This window comes from Corynebacterium sp. CCUG 70398, assembly GCF_024454055.1.
In the GTDB taxonomy this organism is placed as follows: Bacteria; Actinomycetota; Actinomycetes; order Mycobacteriales; family Mycobacteriaceae; genus Corynebacterium; species Corynebacterium genitalium.
In genome coordinates, this window is the sequence record NZ_JAGPYZ010000001.1 from 180,566 (window position 1) to 199,031 (window position 18,466).

The following is an 18,466-nucleotide window of genomic DNA, read 5'->3' on the forward strand; positions in this document are numbered from 1 at the left end:
CGTCTATTCACTGTGAACAATCTGGCGGTTACACTGGCTCTTTATGAAGATCGTCGGGTCCCTCCTTATCGTGGTGGCGGTCATCGCCGTCTGCGCGGCGGTGTGGCGGTTTCTGACGGTGCGCAACAACGGCACTCAGGCGCTGATCCGGGTGCTACCGGCGCAGGGGACGCACGGTTGGCGCCACGGCGTGATCACGTACTCCGGCGACCACATGCGCTTCTACAAGCTGCGCTCCCTGTCTTTCGGGGCGGATGAGGTACTCACGCGCAACGACATTTCCATTACCGGGCGCAGAAAAGCCACTGAGACCGAGCGGGATTTCATGCCCGGGGTCGAGGTGGTTGTTCTTTTTTCTGCGGATGGCAACGACTACGAGTTCGCCACGGAGTGCCATGCGTCGATGGCGCTGATCTCATGGCTGGAGTCTGCCCCGGATAAACGCCATGTGCGTGCTGATATCGAGCACCTGCGCAACCGCGCTTTCAAGGCGCAGACCTAAGCCCGCTAGGCTGGAACCCATGCGTCTCGTTATTGCCCGTTGCTCTGTGGACTACGTCGGCCGCCTCGACGCACACTTGCCCTTGGCGGACCGGTTGATCATGATCAAAGCTGACGGGTCGTTGTCGGTGCACGCGGACGACCGTGCCTACAAGCCGCTGAACTGGATGACTCCGCCGTGCACGATTACAGAAGAGCCGATTCTCGACGTCGACGACGAGGACACGGGGGCCCAGTTGTGGGTGGTGGAGAACCCGAAGGGCGAGCAGCTGCGCGTGACTCTCGAAGAGATCCATGAGGACTTGTCCTACGACTTGGGCACCGATCCGGGGTTGGTCAAGGACGGCGTGGAGGCGCATCTCCAGGAGCTTTTGGCAGAGCACATCACTACACTGGGCGACGGTTTCACCCTGGTCCGCCGCGAGTACCCAACCCCGCTCGGTCCGGTGGACATCATGGCCCGCGACGGCGAGGGTGTGGCAGTCGCCGTTGAGGTCAAGCGCCGCGGCGGCATCGACGGCGTCGAGCAGCTCAGCCGCTATTTGGACATGCTCGGCCGCGACAGCCTCGTCGGTCCGGTCAAGGGCGTGTTCGCCGCGCAAGAGATCAAGCCGCAAGCGAAGACACTCGCCGAGGACCGCGGAATCCGGTGCGTCACGCTCGACTATGACGAACTGCGCGGCATCGAATCCAACGAACTGCGCCTGTTCTAGGACCGCGAGGTAGGAAGCAGCCCATGCCACGGAGAAATCGGCGCGACAGGGGAGCGTACATGCCGGGCCGCAGCCTCCCTCGCGACGGCGGCACCTATTGGGGCACGCGGGAGGAAGAAGGCCCGCACGGGGACATCTACTTGGTGCGCCAGATCGGATCTGCTTCGGCGACGAAGTTCTACGTGTGCCCCCGCTGCAATCAGAACATTCCGCCCGGGGTGGCGCATATCGTCGCATGGCCGCGCGACACCGGCAGGCAAGGGGATGACCGGAGGCATTGGCACCGCCATTGCTGGGAGCGTAGATAAGCGATCCCGCTAAGCTTAGGGCCATGATTCTCGCGTTCTCCGTTGCCCCGACCGAAACTCCCGACAACACTGCCGCGATGTCTGAGGCGGTCTCACGCGCGGTGAAAATCGTGCGCGATTCGGGTCTGCCTAATGAGACGAACGCGATGTTCACGCTCGTCGAAGGAGAGTGGGACGAGGTGATGGACGTGGTCAAACGCGCCACTGAAGCCGTGCAGGAAGTGTCTCCGCGCGTGTCGCTGGTGATCAAGGCCGACATCCGCCCTGGGTACACGGGGCAGATTGAGGGCAAGGTGGCTAGCGTCGAAAAGCATTTGGGCGAGGGTTAACTCACGTCCCTCGCCCTGCTTACCTCACCCGCGCTTACCGCAGCGTGTAGTACTGCACGCTCATAGCCGGGATGTGGAAGGTTGCGGACTGCTCGAAGGTGTCCCATTCACGGTCCTCGGTGGCGACAGTGTCCGGCAGCTCATTACCAGCACCCTTGTACTTCGCGTCGTCGGTATTGAGGATGAGTTCCCACTCGCCAGCGCGGGGTAGACCAAGGCGGTAATCCGTCTGCGGGGCGCCGGACAGGTTGACCACGGCCAGCACCGGCACAGAGTCCACGCCCCAGCGGATGTAGGCCAGGACGTTGTGCTCTGCGTCGTCGCCCTTGATCCACTGGAAACCCATGGGGGTATTGTCCTGGCTGAACAGTGCCGGGGTGTCCTTGTACAGGTGGTTGAGGTCGCGGACGAGTGTGCGGATGCCCTCGTGGTATTCGGCGCCCCAGTCTTGCAAGTTGTCCCAGTTGACGGAGCCGGCTTCAGCCCATTCGGTCTGCTGGCCGAACTCGCAGCCCATGAACATCAGCTGCTTGCCCGGGTGGGAGAACATGTAGCCGAACAGGGTGCGCACACCGGCGGCCTTGTTCCACTCATCACCCGGCATGCGCTCCCACAGGGATCCCTTTCCGTGGACCACCTCGTCGTGGGAGAAGGGGAGCACGTAGCTCTCGGAGAAGGCATAGACGAGGGAGAACGTGACCTCGTTGTGGTGGAAGGAGCGGTGTATCGGGTCGAGGGAGAAGTACTCGAGGGTGTCATTCATCCAACCCATGTTCCACTTCAGGGAGAAACCTAGGCCGTCGGCAGAGGTCTGCGCCGTGACACCCGGCCACGCAGTGGACTCTTCGGCGATGGTGAGCACACCGGGGTGGGAACGGTGCACGGTGGCGTTGAACTCCTGGAGGAACTGAACTGCGTCGAGGTTCTCGCGGCCGCCGAACTCATTGGGCAGCCACTCGCCCGGCTCGCGGGAGTAGTCCAGGTACAGCATCGAGGCCACCGCATCGACACGCATGCCGTCGAGGTGGAACTCCTCGAACCAGTACAGAGCGTTGGCCACGAGGAAGTTGCGCACCTCGTTGCGGCCGAAGTCGAAGACGTAGGTGCCCCAGTCTTTCTGCTCGCCGCGGCGCCAGTCCGGGTGCTCGTAGAGGGCGGTACCGTCGAAACGACCCAGGGCCCAATCGTCCTTCGGGAAGTGCGCGGGCACCCAGTCAACGATCACGCCGATGCCGGCCTGGTGGAGGGTGTCTACGAGATAGCGGAAGTCATCCGGGGTGCCCCAGCGCGCGGTCGGTGCGTAGTAGCCGGTGACCTGGTACCCCCAGGATCCACCGAAGGGGTGCTCGGCGACAGGCAGGAGCTCCACATGGGTGAAACCGTTCTCGACCAAGTAGGGGACAAGCTCCTTGGCCAGCTCGCGGTAGCCGTAACCGACGCGCCAGGAGCCGACGTGGCACTCGTAGACGCTCATCGGGGCGTTCGTAGCGTCAATGCCCGGACGGGCCGCCATCCACTCGTGATCGCGCCACTCGTAGGTGCTCTCGCCGGCGATGACCGACACCGTCTCCGGCGGGGTCATTGTCTGCTTGGCCAGCGGGTCGGCCTTGTCGCGTGCGACACCATCCACACCCTGGACAGTGAACTTGTACTGGGTGCCCGGCGCGAGGTCCGGAATGAAGATCTCCCACACGCCCGTCGAGCCCAGGGTGCGCATCGGGTACTGGTTCGGGTTCCAGTTGCAGAAGTCACCGACGACGGCAACGCCCTGTGCGTTCGGGGCCCATACAGCGAACGAGGTACCGGAAACATCGCCCATCGGGGTGTGGTAGGTGTGCTGGTTCGCGCCGAGGACTTCCCACAGGCGCTCGTGGCGGCCCTCACCGAGAAGGTGCAGGTCGAACGACGTGAGCGTGGGCAGGAAGTGGTACGGGTCCGCCGTGATCACCGGGTCACCCTCCGGGTAGGTGATCTGCAGGCGGTAATCCGGCGCGAGGTCATCTTCGAGCCCGAGTACCCAAATGTCGTCCCCGATGGGGGTCATGGGCAGGCCTTGGTTGTGGATGAGCACGTCCACTGCGGTCGCGCCGAGCACGCGGGCACGGATCACGGAGCCGGATGGTGTCGAGTGCCAGCCGTAGAAGTCGTGGGGAGCGTGGTGCTTGCACTCGATCAGGCGCTGACGGTCTGCCTCGGGGATGAGCAGCTGCGGATCGGGGGAGGTCATGGTAGTCCTTTGTCGGGGTTTAAAGCGTTAGGGGCGGTAGTCAGCGTCTGCGAGATCGCGGAAGGCGAGGCGCTCGCGCAGGGATGCATCGATAAGCGGGAGCCTGAAGATGTGCGCGACATTCTCCATCGGGCTCAAGCGCACGTAGTTGCGCATGGTCCACTCGTAGTCGGCGCCAGAGACGAGGTCGTGCACCGGGAACGTGGCGCTGGGTGTCAAGCCGAGGGCCTCCATGTTCAGCGTGACGTTGCACTCCTGCGGATAGGTCGGGTCGAGGTTGACCACGACGAGGATGCAGTCGCCGGTGGCTGCGTCGAACTTGGAGTACGCGATCACCTGGTCGTTGTCTGCGGTGTGGAAGTGCAGGTTGCGCAACTGCTGCAGGGCAGGGTGGTCCTTGCGGATCTGGTTGAGCAGAGTGATGTAGGGGGCAAGCGAGTCTCCGCGCTCCTCAGCACCAGCGAAGTCGCGCGGGCGGAGCTGGTACTTCTCGGAGTCGAGATATTCCTCGCTGCCCGGGGCGACCGGCTCGTGCTCGTACAGCTCGAAACCGGAGTACATGCCCCACAGCGGGCTCAAGGTCGATGCCAGGGTGGCACGGATGGCAAATGCCGCCCGGTTCCCGGTCTGGATGAAGGCCTGGAGAATGTCCGGGGTGTTCACCCAGAAGGACGGGCGAGAGATGTCGGCGAAGCGCACGCAGTCTTGTGCGAAGCCCGTCAGCTCCTTTTTCGTGGTCTTCCACGGGAAGTAGGTGTAGGACTGCGAGAACCCGGCCTTGGCCAGGCCGAGCAGGCGCGGCGGGCGGGTGAACGCCTCGGCCAAGAAGATCACCTCAGGGTGTGTCTCGTGGACTTTGGCGATCAACCAGTGCCAGAAGTCAACCGGTTTCGTGTGCGGGTTGTCCACGCGGAAGGTGGTGATGCCCAGGTCCACCCACGTCATCAACGCGCGGTAGATCTCTTCGTAGATGACATCAGAGGCGTTGTCGAAGTTGATGGGGTAGATGTCCTGGTACTTCTTGGGCGGGTTCTCGGCAAACGCGATGGTGCCGTCCGCCAGCACGGTGAAGAAGTCAGGGTGCTCCTTGGCCCACGGGTGGTCGGGCGCGGCCTGGAGAGCGAAGTCGAGCGCGACTTCCAAGCCCAACTCTTCAGCCCGGTCCAACAGCGCCCGCAGATCCTCGGTCGTACCCAGCTCCGGGTGGACCGCGTCGTGGCCGCCCAATACGGAACCGATCGCCCACGGGGAGCCCACATCGCCGTCCTCAGCCACCAGAGTGTTGTTCGGGCCCTTACGGTTGACTTCGCCGATGGGGTGGATCGGCGGGAAGTAGACGGTGTCAAAGCCCATCGCCGCGACGCGCGGCAGAGCCTCCGCAGTAGTGGCGAAAGTGCCGTGGACGGGGCGGCCTTGTTCATCCCACCCGCCGGTGGAGCGGGGGAAGAGCTCGTACCACGAGCTGAACAGGGCCTTGCTGCGCTCGACGAGGATTTCGCACTCCGGGCCCTGGGTGATCAGGTCGCGGACGGGGCGGGAGTGGAGGGACTGGGCAACATCGTCGGCAAGCGCCGGGGCAAGACGCTCACGCAACGGTGCATCGGACGACAAGGCTGTTGCGGCAGCGGTGAGCAATTCGCGCCGGGAGGAATCGCCCTCGGCCGCTGCACGCTCGAAAAGCTCAACGCCGTGAATGAGGTCGTTCGACATCTCTTCGGCGGACTGGCCTGCTGCGGACTTCTTGGTCACTGCGTTGCGCCACGTTGCCACCGGATCAGACCAAGCCTCAACCCGGAAGCGCCACAGGCCTTCCATATCGGGAGTGAACACCGCGTGGCAGTAGTCGGGGCGGTTTTCCTCCGGTGTCATAAGCACGGAGCGGGACGAACCGTCCGGGGCAGTGATCACCACTGTCGCCGCGATAGCGTCGTGTCCCTCGCGCCACACCAGCGCGGAGATCGGCACGACCTCCCCAACAACTGCCTTCGTCGGTAGTGCCCCGTCGGTGGTGCGGGGCCTCACATCGTCGATACCCAAGCGTCCGATAGCCATGGCTCCCACACTAGCGAAGTCAGGGTCACACCACCGGGCAGGAAAATACGCCACAATAGGGGGCGTGACTGATCAAACTGCCCAGAATCGACCAGAGGAACCCCAGACGGATCCAGACCTGCTCATCGACTTCCGCGGAGTGGATTTCCGCCGCGGCGGCAACGTGTTGGTAGGGCCCGTGGACTGGAAAGTTGAGCTGGATGAACGGTGGGTCGTCATCGGGCCCAACGGCGCGGGAAAGACGTCGTTGATCCGGATGGCGGCAGCCCAGGAGCATCCGTCCTCAGGCACCGCCTTCGTGCTGGGGGAGCAGCTGGGCAGAACGGACATGCGCGATCTGCGCGCCGTGATCGGAATGACCACCTCTGAGCTGGGTGATCGTGTTCCCGCCGACGAGCTGGTGGAAGATCTCGTGCTCTCCGGCGGTTACGCCGTTGTGGGCCGCTGGCGCGAGGAGTACGGCGAGGTGGACTATGAGCAGGTCCACGACTCCCTCGACCACGCGGGCGCGTTCCACCTGCTGGGCCGCCGCTGGGGCACACTGTCGGACGGTGAAAAGAAGCGTGTCCTCATTGCGCGCGCGATCATGGTCAACCCCGAGTTGCTCATCATGGATGAGCCGGGAGCGGGACTTGACCTTGGTGGCCGCGAGGATCTTGTGGCGTATTTGGGTGATCTCGCGCTCGACCCTGATGCCCCGGCGATCGTGATGATCACCCACCACGTCGAGGAGATTCCCTACGGCTTCACCCACGCGATGCTGCTCAGCGAAGGCGATGTCGTTGCACAAGGGCTGGTCGATGACGTTCTCACCAGTGAGAACCTGACGAAGGCCTACCACCAACCGATCACGTTGACGAAGGAAGACGGCCGTTTCTTCGCCCGCAGGACCCGCCGTGCTGGAGCGCACCGGAGGGCATAATGGGCTCACGCAACGAGGAGGACATGAAGGGGATCAACTACGGCCGTTTGGCGGCCACAGTGATCCTCGTGCGCGACGGCATTGCGGGCTTAGAGGTCTGGATGCAAGAGCGCGTTCTCACGATGCGCAATTACCCTGGTATGACGGTCTTTCCCGGCGGTGGAGTGGATATCCGCGACTTCCCGGCCGACAAGGAGGACGCGAAAGAACTCTGGTCCGGCCGTAGCGTGCACGACTTGGCCAAGCAGCTCGACGTCAAGCCGCGCCAAGCCCATGCGCTCATGTTCGCCGCTGTGCGTGAGCTTTTCGAGGAAACAGGCACGCTGTTGCTTGTCGACGACAACGACAAACTCCTCCAAGACGCCCGCCCCTTCCACCAAATCCGCAAGCGGTTGGAAAGCCACGAACTCTCCTTCACAGAAGTGCTGGAAGAAACCGGCCTGGATGTCGATGCGACTTTGCTCAAACCTTCCGGCCGTTGGGTGGGCAAGAGCGAGAAAGGCACGTGGTTCGACACATTCACCTTCGTCGCCGAGCTTCCGCACGGTCAAGAGCCTGACGTAGCCACAGGTGAGGCAAGTGATGCGAACTGGTTCCCGCCGAGCTTGCTCATCGACGGGTGGCGCCAAGGCCTTGTCCGATTCGCACCGTCAACGTGGGCGCAGCTGTACGACATCTCCGAATTCGCCTCCGTCGACGAAATCATGGACAACGTCAAGGGCAAAGAGATCGAAGCGGTTGTCGGCGACCCCGTCGACATTCCCCGCTACCGGGAGCTGTTCGAGTCCCACCCGGTCAACCGGATGGGCAAGAAATTTGAGCTTTAACCCCGAGGAGGTCCGCTTCCTCGCCAGCCGGCTCGACGCGATCGCCGACGCAGCGGGGGAGTTGGAGCTGACAAAGAAGTCCGTCCTTGCTGACCGCCAGAGGCTCCAGCCTGTCTTCGGCGAGCACTCCCGCGCCGTCATGGAACTGGTGACCGCCCAGCGCGCGCTCGCCTCAAAGCTCCCCGCCGCAGCCAACGCAGCATCCTGGCTGACCGATACGAATGCGGCTCAGCAGGCCACCCCGCACACTGTCGCCCAGGTGCGCGCCGAACGCATCGCCCGCGCCGGGGCCTCGTTGGTGCACGACGTGACGTGTTCCATCGGCACCGAAGCCCCCGCAGTCACAGCGCAGGGCATGGATTGGCTGGGCACAGACATCGACTTCTCGCGCGTGCTCATGGCACGCCACAACGTGGGGCCGCATGTGGCTGTGGCTGATGCGCTGCATCCCGTCACCACTCCCGCGAGCAGTGCGGGCCCGACGCGCCGGATGTGCAGTGGCTCTGGTCCAGGACGCGTCATTGTCGCCGATCCCGCCCGGCGCAAGGACGGACGCCGGATCACCGACCCGGCTAAGCTCATCCCGCCGCTGCCGGACCTGCTTGAGGCCTATCCCTACGCCGAAATGGCCGTCAAGTGCGCACCCGGCATCGATTATTCGCAGTGGCCCGGCCTGGTCAGTATCGTCAGCGAGAACGGGGCCGTGAAGGAAGCCTGTCTCTACACTCCCGGCCTTGACCCCGCGAAACGGGAAGCAGTGGTGATCCAGCCGGGGTTCACCGAACGGATCACGGATGGGGCCGGGGAGGCTGTGGACGTCGGTACGCCGCGGCGCTTCATTATCGAGCCCGACGGTGCCGTCATCCGCGCTGGCCTGGTGCGCCACTGGGCGGCCAAGCACGATCTGGCGATGCTCGATCCGCACATCGCGTTCCTCACGGGCGACGCGGTTCCGGAGCACCACTCCGGATTTCCATTCATCGAGGAAGTGCCGCTGAAGAAGCTGAAACCGGCCCTGCAGGCTCATGGTGCGGGCGCACTGGAGATTCTCGTGCGTGGTGTCGATGTTGACCCTGACCAGCTGCGCAACAAAATGAAACTCAAAGGCAGCTCACCGATGGCGGTGGTCATCGCGCGCATCGGCGACACGGCCACTGCATATCTATGTGATGCGCGGGTGCGCTAGGCTCGCACCCATGTCCACTATTGCCGTTCTAGTGAAAAACGTGCCCGACACGTGGTCGACAAAGACCCTCGCGGCCGACAACACGCTCGACCGCTCCAGCGCCGACAACGTGCTCGACGAGATCAGCGAATACGCCGTCGAGGCTGCCCTGCGCCTGCGCGACGACAACGATGGTTACAAGGTTGTTGCCGTCACGATGGGGCCGGAGGGCTGCGAAGAAGCATTGCGCAAAGCGATCGCAATGGGCGCCGATGACGCCATTTCGCTTATCGACGACTCCTTGGCCGGCTCCGACGCCATCGCCACTGCATGGGCCCTGAACAGTGTGCTCAGCACCATCGAGGACCTCTCTCTAGTGATCATGGGCAACCAGTCCTCCGACGGCTCCACCGGGGTGCTGCCCGGCATGCTCGCCGAGTACCGCCAGGTGCCGGCGCTGACGCAGGCGTACAACCTGCGCATCGAGGCACAACAGATCCACGGCACCCGCGATGACGAGCGCGGAACCTGGGAGGTCGCAGCAGCGCTTCCGGCAGTGGTGGCCGTCACTGAGCAGTCCGACAAGCCGCGCTTCCCCAACTTCAAGGGAATGAAGGCTGCCAAGAAGCACGAGATCACTCGCTACAGCGCCGCCGACATCGGCCTGGAGGCTGTTCCGTCCGCTACCGCCGTCACCAGCGCGACCGAGGTGCCGCCGCGCACTGCCGGTGAGCTGCTGGAAGGCCCTGCCGACGACATCGCAGCTCAGGTGGTTGAGCACCTGGCCGCCCGCAACCTGATCTAAGGAGCCCACATCATGCACGTGTACGTACTTGCAGAACACGCCGGCTCGGAAGCGGGCCGTGAACTCAGTCCCATCACCGGCGAGCTGATCACCGCCGCCCGCGACCTGGGGGTCGTGTCCGTCGTGGTCGTTGGCAAACCTGGCGTCGCCGAGCACCTTGCGCCAGAACTCGCTCGCCTCGGTGCCGCCCAGGTCATCGACGCATCTACGGAGGATTATGACGAGCGTCTGATCACCCCAGAGGTCGACGCGCTCCAGGCTCTCGGTGCCGCCAACCCCGCGCCGATCGTCATCGCGGCGACAGTGAGCGGCAACGAGATTGCCGGCCGTCTCGGCGCGCGACTTGGCGCCGGTGTGCTGGCCAATGTCACCGTTATCGAGGCGAACAAAGCGGGCCACCACGAGATTTTCGGCGGCAGCTACACCACCACTGCCGTGGCCGGGGGAGAGACCCCGATCTTCACTCTGCGCCCTGGCTCCGTGAAAGCCCAGCCCCAGGAGGCTGCAGGCGAGCTCGCCTCGATGCCGTTGCCCGCCAAGACCGACCGCGATGTGACCGTGAAGGGCTTCACCCCGAAGGCTCGCGCTGACCGCCCGGAGCTCACCGCCGCGTCGACCGTTGTCTCCGGCGGCCGCGGTGTCGCCTCGGAGGAAGGCTATAGCGACTACGTGGAGAAGCTTGCCGACGTTCTCGGTGCCGCTACCGGCTCCACCCGCGACATCGTCGACCTAGGCTGGGCCGCCCCCGAAACGCAGATCGGCCAGACCGGTGCGACTGTGTCCCCGGACCTGTACATCGCCCTGGGCATCTCCGGTGCGATCCAGCACACCTCCGGTATGCAGACTTCCGGAACGATCGTGGCTGTGAACCAGGAGCGCGACGAGCCGATCTTCGCCATTGCGGACATCGGTGTCGTCGCCGACATCGAGGATTTCGTTCCCGAGCTCATCAAGGCCCTTGAGAACCGCCGTTAGGTACTTCGACCACGCCGCCACCACGCCCATCCGTCAGGTGGCGGTGGATGCCTGGGCGGAGCACGCCCACCTACTCAATCCGGCTTCGCAATACGGTTCCGGCCGCGCAGCGAACGCTGTCCTGTCCGAGGCTCGGGAGACTATCGCGGCGCTGCTCGGCGCTGACCCGATCGAGGTCATCTTCACCGGATCCGGCACGGAAGCAGACAACCTGGCCGTTCAGGGGTTGTTCCACGCCAGCCCGTCCCACCGCGTCATCTCGACGGGGATTGAGCATCCGGCGGTGCGGGAAGCCGTCGAAAAGCTGCCGGGCGCTGAGGTCGAGCTACTCCCGGTAAGCGTCTCCGGTCACGTCGAGCCGACCGAGATTCTCGATCAGCCCGCCGCCCTGGCGACGTGCATGTGGGCGAACAACGAGACCGGGGCAATCCAGCCTGTAGAGGACATCGCGGCGTGTGCCGCGGCCGCCGGCACTCCTGTGCACGTCGACGCGGTGCAAGTCGTGGGGCATATACCCGTCGACTTTCACGCGCACCAATTCAGCACGCTAGCGGCATCCGCCCACAAATTCGGCGGGCCACGTGGCGTGGGTCTTCTGCTTGCCCGCCGCAGCCCGAAGCTCGAACCTGTCATCCACGGCGGGGGACAGGAACGCGGGATCCGCCCCGGCACCGTCGACGCAGCATCTGCCATCGCTACCGCGGCGGCGCTGAAAGAAGCCGTCGGGGAGATGGAAAGCGAACGCGCGCGAGTCAGTTCACTGCGAGACCGACTGATCAGCGGCGTCACGGCAGAGATAAGCACCGCACGCGTGACGACGACCGAGCCCGCCCTTCCAGGGCACGCCCACTTCACGTTCCCCGGTGCGAACGGCGATGCGATGATCATGCTTCTCGACGGCCTCGGCATCGAAGCCTCCACCGGTTCCGCCTGCAACAGCGGGGTGAACCAGCCCAGCCACGTGCTTGAGGCGATGGGTGTGGGATCTGACGGCGCGTTGCGGTTCACGCTTGGGCGGACGACAATGCGAGAGGATGTAGACGCTGTGGTGGCTGCTCTTCCGGAGGTCATTGAGCGCGCCACGTTTTAATTCATGGGTCACAGGTAAATTTGCGTGTCGTATGTGAATCTTGTGACGTTTGTGGTTTACCGTTGCACCTATGATGACTCGATCCTTGCGCCCTGCTGCCCTTTTCGGTGCCGTTGCCCTGTTTGCCACAGCACTCGTGGCCGGCCCGGTCAACGCCAACACCGACGCCAACTTCGTCAACGGCGTGGATGTCTCCAACCACCAGAACACCGGGGGAGAAACACCTATCGATTGGGATGCCGTCAAGGGTGACAATCAACGCTTCGCCTTTGTGAAGGCGACTGAAGGAACCGACTTCACTGACAAGTCCTTCCACAAGTTCGTTCAAGAAGCAGCGGATAACGGCCTGGCTGTCGGCGCGTACCACTTTGCCCGCCCGGCCCGTGATGCTTCTGCGCAGGCGCACCACTTCTCCAACGTGGTCAACACCGGCCCGCAGACCGCGCTGCCGCCGGTGCTGGACCTCGAGGTCGATGAAGATCTGAGTCCGGAAGAACTCCAGGACTGGACCCGCACCTTTATGGAGATCGTGGAGAGTGAGACCGGCCGCACCCCGATCATCTACACCTACCGCTACTTCTGGGAAGAGAAGATGGGGGACACCGACGAGTTCTCCAACTACCCGCTGTGGCTGGCGGCCTGGCAGAACAAGGCACCGCGCCCCGTCGGCGGCTGGGACAAGGTGGACATCTGGCAGCGCTCCGACAACGGCCGCATCTCCGGCATCAACACCCCGGTGGACACGAATATGTTCAACGGTAACCAGGGCCAATTCGCCCGTTTCAGTGCCGGCGAATTGAACGCCACTGGCGGTGTGCTCGAACAGTTCCAGGACACCGAAATCGAAAGCGAGATCTCTGACTCGCTGGAGGTCCTGGAGAAGAACAACACCGCGCTCGTCGCCGCGATCCTGGGGTTGACCTCCGGGATTGTGGAGAGCCAGCAGGTGGAGGAAGCTGCGAAGACCTTCGGTTTCGACCCGCAGGATGCTCGCAACATCGCCGACACCGCCCGCATCCAGCTGGAGAACGGCGAGCTGCCGGTCGAGGACCTGAACAAAATGATGCTCGACAGCGAGTACTCCGTCGGTGACCTGCTCATCCTGCTAGACAACGCCAACAAGTAAAGGCCAATACGTAGCAGCGTTCTAGGCAATAGGCGGGTCCCGCCGAACGACACCAGAAGACGCGAGGTTCCTCGCCCACGAGTCATCTTTGAAGTGGGCAGGAACGGCACCCCCGAGCAACCGTTTGGTCAGCTCGGGGGTTTCTTCTATCTCCACCGCTGAGCCGAGCAGCACGATGTTTCCGTACCGCCGGCCTTTGAGCATCGGCGGATCCGCGATCACGGCCAGGTGCTCGAAGACCTCCGCCATTCCCGCAAGCTCTTCGCGTGCTTCCTTCAGGTCGCCGTGGGAGCCGCAGTTAGCCACGTACAGGCCGTCCGCGGAGAGGGAACGTGAGCAGGCCTGGTAGAACTCGACCGTCGTCAAGCTGCGCGGTGTGGTCGCGGACTCGAACACGTCGCGGATGATCACGTCGCGGCTGGCGTCGACGAAACCGTCGGTCTCTTCGCGTGCGTCACCGACACGGATTTTCACTGCGGGTTTGCGCGGGATGTCGAACTTGTCCCGGGCTAGCACCGCCAAGTCCATGTCCCATTCCACGACCGTGTTGCGCGAATGCGGCCACACGTGCGCGAAGTAGCGCGCGAGTGTGCAGCCCCCGCCGCCCAGGTGCGTCAGCCGCGGCTTCTCCCAAGTCCGGGTCTCCACTGCCGCGGCGATCCACCGCATGTACTCGAAATCGAGACGCTCCGGCTCGCCGGGGACTATATGCGAGCTGGGCACCCCGTTGACCATGAGCAGCATCGACCCGTCCGGCTCGTGAATGATCTCGGCGACGCCGGTGTCGATCTCATGGAATTCGCTGTCGTGCGCCATGAAGGTCGAGACTACAGACGGATGTGCGCCGGCTCAGCCGTTTCGTCTCCGCGACGTGGGCGACTACACTCTCGCACCGTGCGAGTTTTGGCAGCAATGAGCGGCGGCGTCGATTCCTCTGTGGCGGCGGCGCGTCTTGTGCGTGCCGGGCACGACGTCGTCGGCGTTCACCTCGCCTTGAGCAAGGACGCGCAGCAGACCCGCGAGTCCGCACGCGGATGCTGCTCGCTCGAGGACTCCGCTGACGCGCGCCGGGTCTGCGACAAACTGGGCATACCTTTCTACGTGTGGGACTTCTCGGACCGCTTCAAGGAAGACGTCATCGACGATTTCGTCGACAGTTACGCCCGCGGTGAGACACCGAACCCGTGCCTGCGCTGCAACGAGAAAATCAAGTTCGCAGCACTTCTCGAGCGCGCACTCCAGCTCGGCTTCGATGCGATCGCGACAGGGCACTACGCGTTGATCGACGGCGCCGGTAACCTGCGCCGCTCCATCGACCCGCAGAAAGATCAGTCTTACGTGCTTGGCGTGATGACCCGCGACGAGCTCGACCGCTGCATCTTCCCGGTCGGCGACACTGAGAAGCCCCAGATCCGCGAGGAAGCGGCCGCCCACGGCTTTTCGACGGCGGCAAAGCCCGACTCCTACGACATCTGCTTCATCCCCGACGGAAACACTCAGGCCTTCCTCGGCCGATCCATTGGCATGCGCCCCGGCATGATCGTCGACGAGTCGGGTGCGGAACTCAAGGAGCACGACGGCGCTTTCCAGTACACGATTGGCCAGCGCAAGGGCTTGAACATCCGTGTTCCCGCTGCCGATGGCCAGCCGCGCTACGTCACTGATATCGACGCCGCGACCGGCACAGTCACTGTCGGCCCGCGCGCCGCACTCCACGTGCGCACTATTCACGCCGACCGACTCAAGATCCTGCACGAGGCGATGGCCGGCACCTTCGAGGCACTCGTGCAGATCCGCGCGCATGGGGGAGTTGTGTCCTGCACCGCCCATGTTGACCTGGACGCTGACACGATGACCCTCGAGCTGGCCGAGCCGCTCTCTGGCGTGGCACGCGGCCAGGCCGCCGTGCTCTATCTGCCGGATCCCGACGGCGAGGGCGATGTCGTGCTCGGGTCCGGCACGATCTGCGGTACCGAGTAGGTCCGGGGCTGCTCTTCAGCTCCGCTATCCTCACTAACGTGGACAAGCACCTCATCTGGATCAACCCCCTGTCGCTTCCGTGGCGCCTGGGCCTGCTCGGGGCACTCGTGCTCATCGCGGGCGGGGTCATCGGACTCATCGCAACGCAGGGGTTACCAACGGTCATCGGCATCCTCCTTCTGCTTATCATCGCCGTCGTCACCACGGTGGTTCACCGCATCGGCACCTTCCTCCACATCGACGGGGATGTGCTCCGGTTCGGCCGCTACCCGCGCCCCCAGGACGAGATTCCGCTCACCCGCATCAAGGGAGCGAGCGTGGAAGACCTCCCCGCAGATGAGCGCGTGACAAAGCCGTGGGGGACGCTCGCGCCCGACGCGTCGACGACGCTTGTCGACGTCAACCGCTCCACCCGCGCCGTCGTGCTCTCCTTTCATGATGGGCGCACCGTCAAGATCGGTGTCGGCAGCCACCGCCCCAGCGCCGAAGATTTCGTAGCTGGCTTGCGGGAGCAGAACAGGCGCATCCATGGCTGATCCTGCCGATGCCGCTCCCACAGCCTTCGGACTGGGCCCTGTCCCCGGCACCGACCTCGTCGCCGCGGCAGACGTGGTGCTGTCCGAAAGCCCGCTGCCGCACATTCCCCACCTCCCGGAGCGCGGAGCCGGATCTGATGTCATCGGCCGTACTGCCGCGTTGCTTCCCCTCAACGTCGACATTGGTCCGCGCAGTTGGCAGATTCACGCCCGCCCGCAGATTGCGACCATGCGCGCTCGCGACCAGTGGATGCGCGATCTCGACCTGCTTGAGGAACTGTGGGCGGGCAAAGTGCCGGCGCTCAAAATCCAGCTGGTTGGCCCATGGACGCTTGCCGCTGAGATTGAGATGCCGAACGGGCACCGCATGATCACGGATCACGGGGCTCTCCGCGACATCACTGACGCGCTGGTGGAGGCTGTGGGGGAGCACAGACGGGACGTCGAAAAGCGCATGGGTGCAACGACTGTCTTGCAGCTCGATGAGCCGAAGCTCGACGCGGTTGTGCGCGGTGCGTTGCAGGGAACGACGGACTATGAGGACATCCCGCCGGTGAGTGAAGACGACGTCCTCGAACGCTTGGGGGTGTTCGGTCCGCACCTGCTCAACGCGTCGCGGCCAGTGTGCGGCGCGGATTGGTTCACCGTCGGGCGTGCGGTGGATACCGACGGGCTGGGCGAAGCTCTCGACCGCGGTGCCCGGGCTGCGTTCCCGGTGATGGAACCGAACGACGTCTTCGCGCTCTTCGACCGGATACAGCTCGACCCGGCGCAGCACGGATTCGACGTGTACGCCGAGCCTGCCCCGACCTTGCTGGCCACTGCCCACAACTATCGCGCCGCGGTGGAGATGGTGGAGGCGCTGGCCCCAAGATCTAGTTGACATAGGCGCCGCGGAAACGTCGTAAAAGACCAGGTCATAGTTGCATGACGTGGCAATGATGCAATCTAGATCTCGGGCAGGTTCCGTCGTTGACGGGTAGTCTGACTTCCATGAGCGAGGCAAAGCTTTCGTGGGAAAAGAGCCAGAATCACATGTGGGTGCTCGCGCTTATGGCGGTGCCGCTATTTTTCGTCTTCGGGGAGTTGCTTGATAGCTACATCATTGCTTTTCCCATCGCAATGGGTTTTGCGTTGCCGTTCTTCTTCTTGGGTTCTACCCGTTATGCGCGGCTCGATGCCACAACCTTGAGCTACAGCAACGGTAGCGAGGAGAAGACCCGTCCGGTGGAGGACATCGCCCGGATCACCCAGGAACCGATGTCTGGGTCGCTGGTTTTCGAGTTCACTGACGGCACGAGCGACTACGTCGAAAACGGCGGTGACGAACAGGGCGTCAGTGAGTTCGTCGGCCAGGCGCAGCAGTACCTCGGTTAGCTGAGCTGAACTGCGCCTAGTTGAGCATCGGCCAGGCTGTGGTGATGCCTGTGGTGTCCCGCCCGCGGGATTCGCAGAATTTACGGAACTCCGTTTGAATTTCGAAGTGCTGCACGGCCTGGAATTCCATGAGTTCGTCGAGTTCCATCTGGGACAGCTGCGGCCAGACCTTGTTCACCTGTTTCCACGCGATGCGCGCGGCAGCGGTAGCATCCGATGTCGCCTCGTGCGCGTTGTCTAAGCTCACCCCGTAGAACTCCGACAACGCACCCAAGTTTCGCTTACCGCCCTTGCGGTAACGGTCCATCGCGCGGTCAATGAGCAGTGGGTCGAACACCGGCCCCGTCACCGTGAAATCGCCGGTGAGTGCGCGCAGCACGGACAGGTCATAGGGCGCATTGAAGACGACCAAGGTCAAGCCTTCATCCCACGCTTGCTTGATCGCGGCTACCGTCTCCTGGAGCACGTCGTCATGGGGCCGCCCCTCAGCGCGTGCTTTTTCCGTGGTGATGCCGTGGATGCGCGCCGCCTGCTCCGGGATGTCTACACCTGGGTCGGCGAGGGTTTCGTTGGCGGTCATGGAAGAGCCGTCGATACGCACCAGCGCTGAGGTGACAATTCTCGCTTCGCGCGGGTTCGCGGACGTGGTCTCCAAATCAAAGGAGAGCATGCGCGAGGCGTTGAAGGTGGCAGCCATGCCCCTCATTCTAATGAGCACACGGACAACCCCATTGACCTTGCCCCAGGGTCAAGGTTCACACTTGTCGTATGAGCTACTCCATCAGCGAAGTCGCAGACATTGTGGGTGTGAGCGCGAAGGCCTTGCGCCACTGGGAGAGCCTTGGCCTACTGGCACCAGAACGCACGAGCGCTGGCTACCGCGAGTACTGCGACGCGGACATCGAACGCGCGGCCGCAATCGCGCTCTACCGCGGTGTCGGCATCGCGCTCGAGAGCATCGCAGTGCTTATCGACGCCCCTGCCCACACCCTTCACACTGCGCTCCTGAAACATCGTGACGTGCTGGGTGGGCAGCTCAGCGTCATGCGTGAGCAGATCGCTGCAGTGGACAAGTTGATTGCGCAATCTGAGAACGGGACCATCGACATGGACGCCATGACGGCGTACCTCGGGGAGAAGATGCCGGAGTACCAGGAGGAGGCAGAGCAGCGCTGGGGTGACACGGCCGAGTGGGCTCAGTCCCAGGAGGTGCTGGCCGGCATGGTGAAGGAGGACTTCGCCCGTCTGCAGCGTGAGCAGGAAGAGTTCGCAGCTGACCTTGTCGCCGCCCGCGATGGCGGGGTCGCGCCGGGATCCGCGCAAGCGCGGCAGATCGTCGACCGACACCGGGCAATGATCGGCCAGTGGTACGAGGCGACACCGTCGCGCCAACTCATCCTCGCGCGGATGTACGTGGCCGACGCACGCTTCCACGACGCCTACGCAGGCGCGCAGGACTTTCTTCTCGAGCTGGTCGAGGCGCAGGCTGCTGCGGAAGGCGTTGACGTTAACGACCCTCAGTGGTGAGTCATC

20 protein-coding genes are annotated in these 18,466 nt (G+C 63.8%); 16 read left to right on the top strand and 4 right to left on the bottom strand.

Annotated elements, in window-relative coordinates:
- Positions 1-43: 43 nt before the first annotated feature.
- From KBX07_RS00845 to KBX07_RS00860, 4 genes are read left to right on the top strand one after another with little or no spacing between them, the layout of a single operon-like run.
- Positions 44-502 (top strand): DUF2550 domain-containing protein, encoded by a 459-nt coding sequence (locus KBX07_RS00845; RefSeq protein WP_256019139.1) that lies wholly within the window; start codon positions 44-46, stop codon positions 500-502.
- A gap of 19 nt (positions 503-521) precedes the next feature.
- Positions 522-1,214 (top strand): endonuclease NucS, encoded by a 693-nt coding sequence (gene nucS / locus KBX07_RS00850; RefSeq protein WP_256019138.1) that lies wholly within the window; start codon positions 522-524, stop codon positions 1,212-1,214.
- Between the two features lie 23 nt (positions 1,215-1,237).
- The gene (locus KBX07_RS00855) at positions 1,238-1,522 is read left to right on the top strand and encodes a hypothetical protein (protein ID WP_083770313.1); all 285 of its coding nucleotides are present in this window, start codon (positions 1,238-1,240) and stop codon (positions 1,520-1,522) included.
- A gap of 23 nt (positions 1,523-1,545) precedes the next feature.
- Positions 1,546-1,851 (top strand): thiamine-binding protein, encoded by a 306-nt coding sequence (locus KBX07_RS00860; protein WP_005290533.1) that lies wholly within the window; start codon positions 1,546-1,548, stop codon positions 1,849-1,851.
- 34 nt (positions 1,852-1,885) lie between these two features.
- Here KBX07_RS00860 and glgB read toward each other — a convergent pair whose 3' ends face one another.
- Positions 1,886-4,078 carry a 1,4-alpha-glucan branching protein GlgB gene (glgB, locus tag KBX07_RS00865; RefSeq protein ID WP_256022605.1) on the bottom strand — a complete coding sequence of 731 codons (2,193 nt, stop codon included), beginning with the start codon at positions 4,076-4,078 and terminating at the stop codon, positions 1,886-1,888.
- A 27-nt stretch (positions 4,079-4,105) separates the two neighbouring features.
- A complete protein-coding gene (locus KBX07_RS00870; protein ID WP_256022606.1) occupies positions 4,106-6,130 on the bottom strand; it encodes a maltotransferase domain-containing protein in 2,025 nt (674 codons plus the stop codon).
- Between the two features lie 64 nt (positions 6,131-6,194).
- Between KBX07_RS00870 and KBX07_RS00875 the strand changes: the two genes are divergently transcribed.
- From KBX07_RS00875 to KBX07_RS00905, 7 genes are all read left to right on the top strand, one after another.
- Complete coding sequence (locus KBX07_RS00875; protein ID WP_256002850.1) at positions 6,195-7,052, top strand: ABC transporter ATP-binding protein; 858 nt, start codon at positions 6,195-6,197, stop codon at positions 7,050-7,052.
- A gap of 23 nt (positions 7,053-7,075) precedes the next feature.
- Positions 7,076-7,879: an NUDIX hydrolase gene (locus KBX07_RS00880; RefSeq protein ID WP_256002849.1), complete on the top strand. Its 804-nt coding sequence runs from the start codon at positions 7,076-7,078 to the stop codon at positions 7,877-7,879.
- The gene (locus tag KBX07_RS00885) at positions 7,869-9,065 is read left to right on the top strand and encodes an SAM-dependent methyltransferase (protein ID WP_256002847.1); all 1,197 of its coding nucleotides are present in this window, start codon (positions 7,869-7,871) and stop codon (positions 9,063-9,065) included. Before KBX07_RS00880 ends, KBX07_RS00885 begins: the two co-directional genes overlap by 11 nt.
- Positions 9,066-9,075: 10 nt before the next feature.
- A complete protein-coding gene (locus tag KBX07_RS00890) occupies positions 9,076-9,849 on the top strand; it encodes an electron transfer flavoprotein subunit beta/FixA family protein (protein ID WP_256002845.1) in 774 nt (257 codons plus the stop codon).
- A 9-nt stretch (positions 9,850-9,858) separates the two neighbouring features.
- A complete protein-coding gene (locus tag KBX07_RS00895) occupies positions 9,859-10,824 on the top strand; it encodes an electron transfer flavoprotein subunit alpha/FixB family protein (RefSeq protein WP_370687263.1) in 966 nt (321 codons plus the stop codon).
- Positions 10,808-11,914: a cysteine desulfurase family protein gene (locus tag KBX07_RS00900; protein ID WP_256022609.1), complete on the top strand. Its 1,107-nt coding sequence runs from the start codon at positions 10,808-10,810 to the stop codon at positions 11,912-11,914. Before KBX07_RS00895 ends, KBX07_RS00900 begins: the two co-directional genes overlap by 17 nt.
- 70 nt (positions 11,915-11,984) lie before the next feature.
- On the top strand, positions 11,985-13,040 hold the full coding sequence (locus KBX07_RS00905; RefSeq protein WP_256022611.1) for a glycoside hydrolase family 25 protein: 1,056 nt from the start codon (positions 11,985-11,987) through the stop codon (positions 13,038-13,040).
- Positions 13,041-13,061: 21 nt separating this feature from the next.
- On the opposite strand, the gene KBX07_RS00910 is transcribed toward KBX07_RS00905, so the two are convergent.
- Positions 13,062-13,856 (bottom strand): spermidine synthase, encoded by a 795-nt coding sequence (locus KBX07_RS00910; RefSeq protein WP_256022613.1) that lies wholly within the window; start codon positions 13,854-13,856, stop codon positions 13,062-13,064.
- Positions 13,857-13,934: 78 nt separating this feature from the next.
- On the opposite strand from KBX07_RS00910, the gene mnmA reads away from it, so the two are divergent.
- The 4 genes from mnmA to KBX07_RS00930 all read left to right on the top strand — a co-directional run bounded on the left by mnmA (position 13,935) and on the right by KBX07_RS00930 (position 16,933).
- Positions 13,935-15,020 (top strand): tRNA 2-thiouridine(34) synthase MnmA, encoded by a 1,086-nt coding sequence (gene mnmA, locus KBX07_RS00915; RefSeq protein ID WP_256022615.1) that lies wholly within the window; start codon positions 13,935-13,937, stop codon positions 15,018-15,020.
- 38 nt (positions 15,021-15,058) lie between these two features.
- The gene (locus KBX07_RS00920) at positions 15,059-15,556 is read left to right on the top strand and encodes a hypothetical protein (RefSeq protein WP_256022616.1); all 498 of its coding nucleotides are present in this window, start codon (positions 15,059-15,061) and stop codon (positions 15,554-15,556) included.
- Positions 15,549-16,439 (top strand): methionine synthase, encoded by an 891-nt coding sequence (locus KBX07_RS00925; protein WP_256022618.1) that lies wholly within the window; start codon positions 15,549-15,551, stop codon positions 16,437-16,439. The genes KBX07_RS00920 and KBX07_RS00925 overlap by 8 nt, the downstream gene beginning before the upstream one ends.
- 110 nt (positions 16,440-16,549) lie before the next feature.
- Positions 16,550-16,933: a hypothetical protein gene (locus tag KBX07_RS00930; protein ID WP_256022620.1), complete on the top strand. Its 384-nt coding sequence runs from the start codon at positions 16,550-16,552 to the stop codon at positions 16,931-16,933.
- Between the two features lie 16 nt (positions 16,934-16,949).
- Here the strand turns inward: KBX07_RS00930 and KBX07_RS00935 are convergent, their stop codons facing one another.
- Positions 16,950-17,630, bottom strand: a complete 681-nt coding sequence (locus KBX07_RS00935; protein ID WP_256022622.1) for a 3'-5' exonuclease — start codon at positions 17,628-17,630, stop codon at positions 16,950-16,952.
- 71 nt (positions 17,631-17,701) lie between these two features.
- Between KBX07_RS00935 and KBX07_RS00940 the strand changes: the two genes are divergently transcribed.
- A complete protein-coding gene (locus KBX07_RS00940; protein WP_256022624.1) occupies positions 17,702-18,460 on the top strand; it encodes a TipAS antibiotic-recognition domain-containing protein in 759 nt (252 codons plus the stop codon).
- The last annotated feature ends 6 nt before the right edge of the window (positions 18,461-18,466 follow it).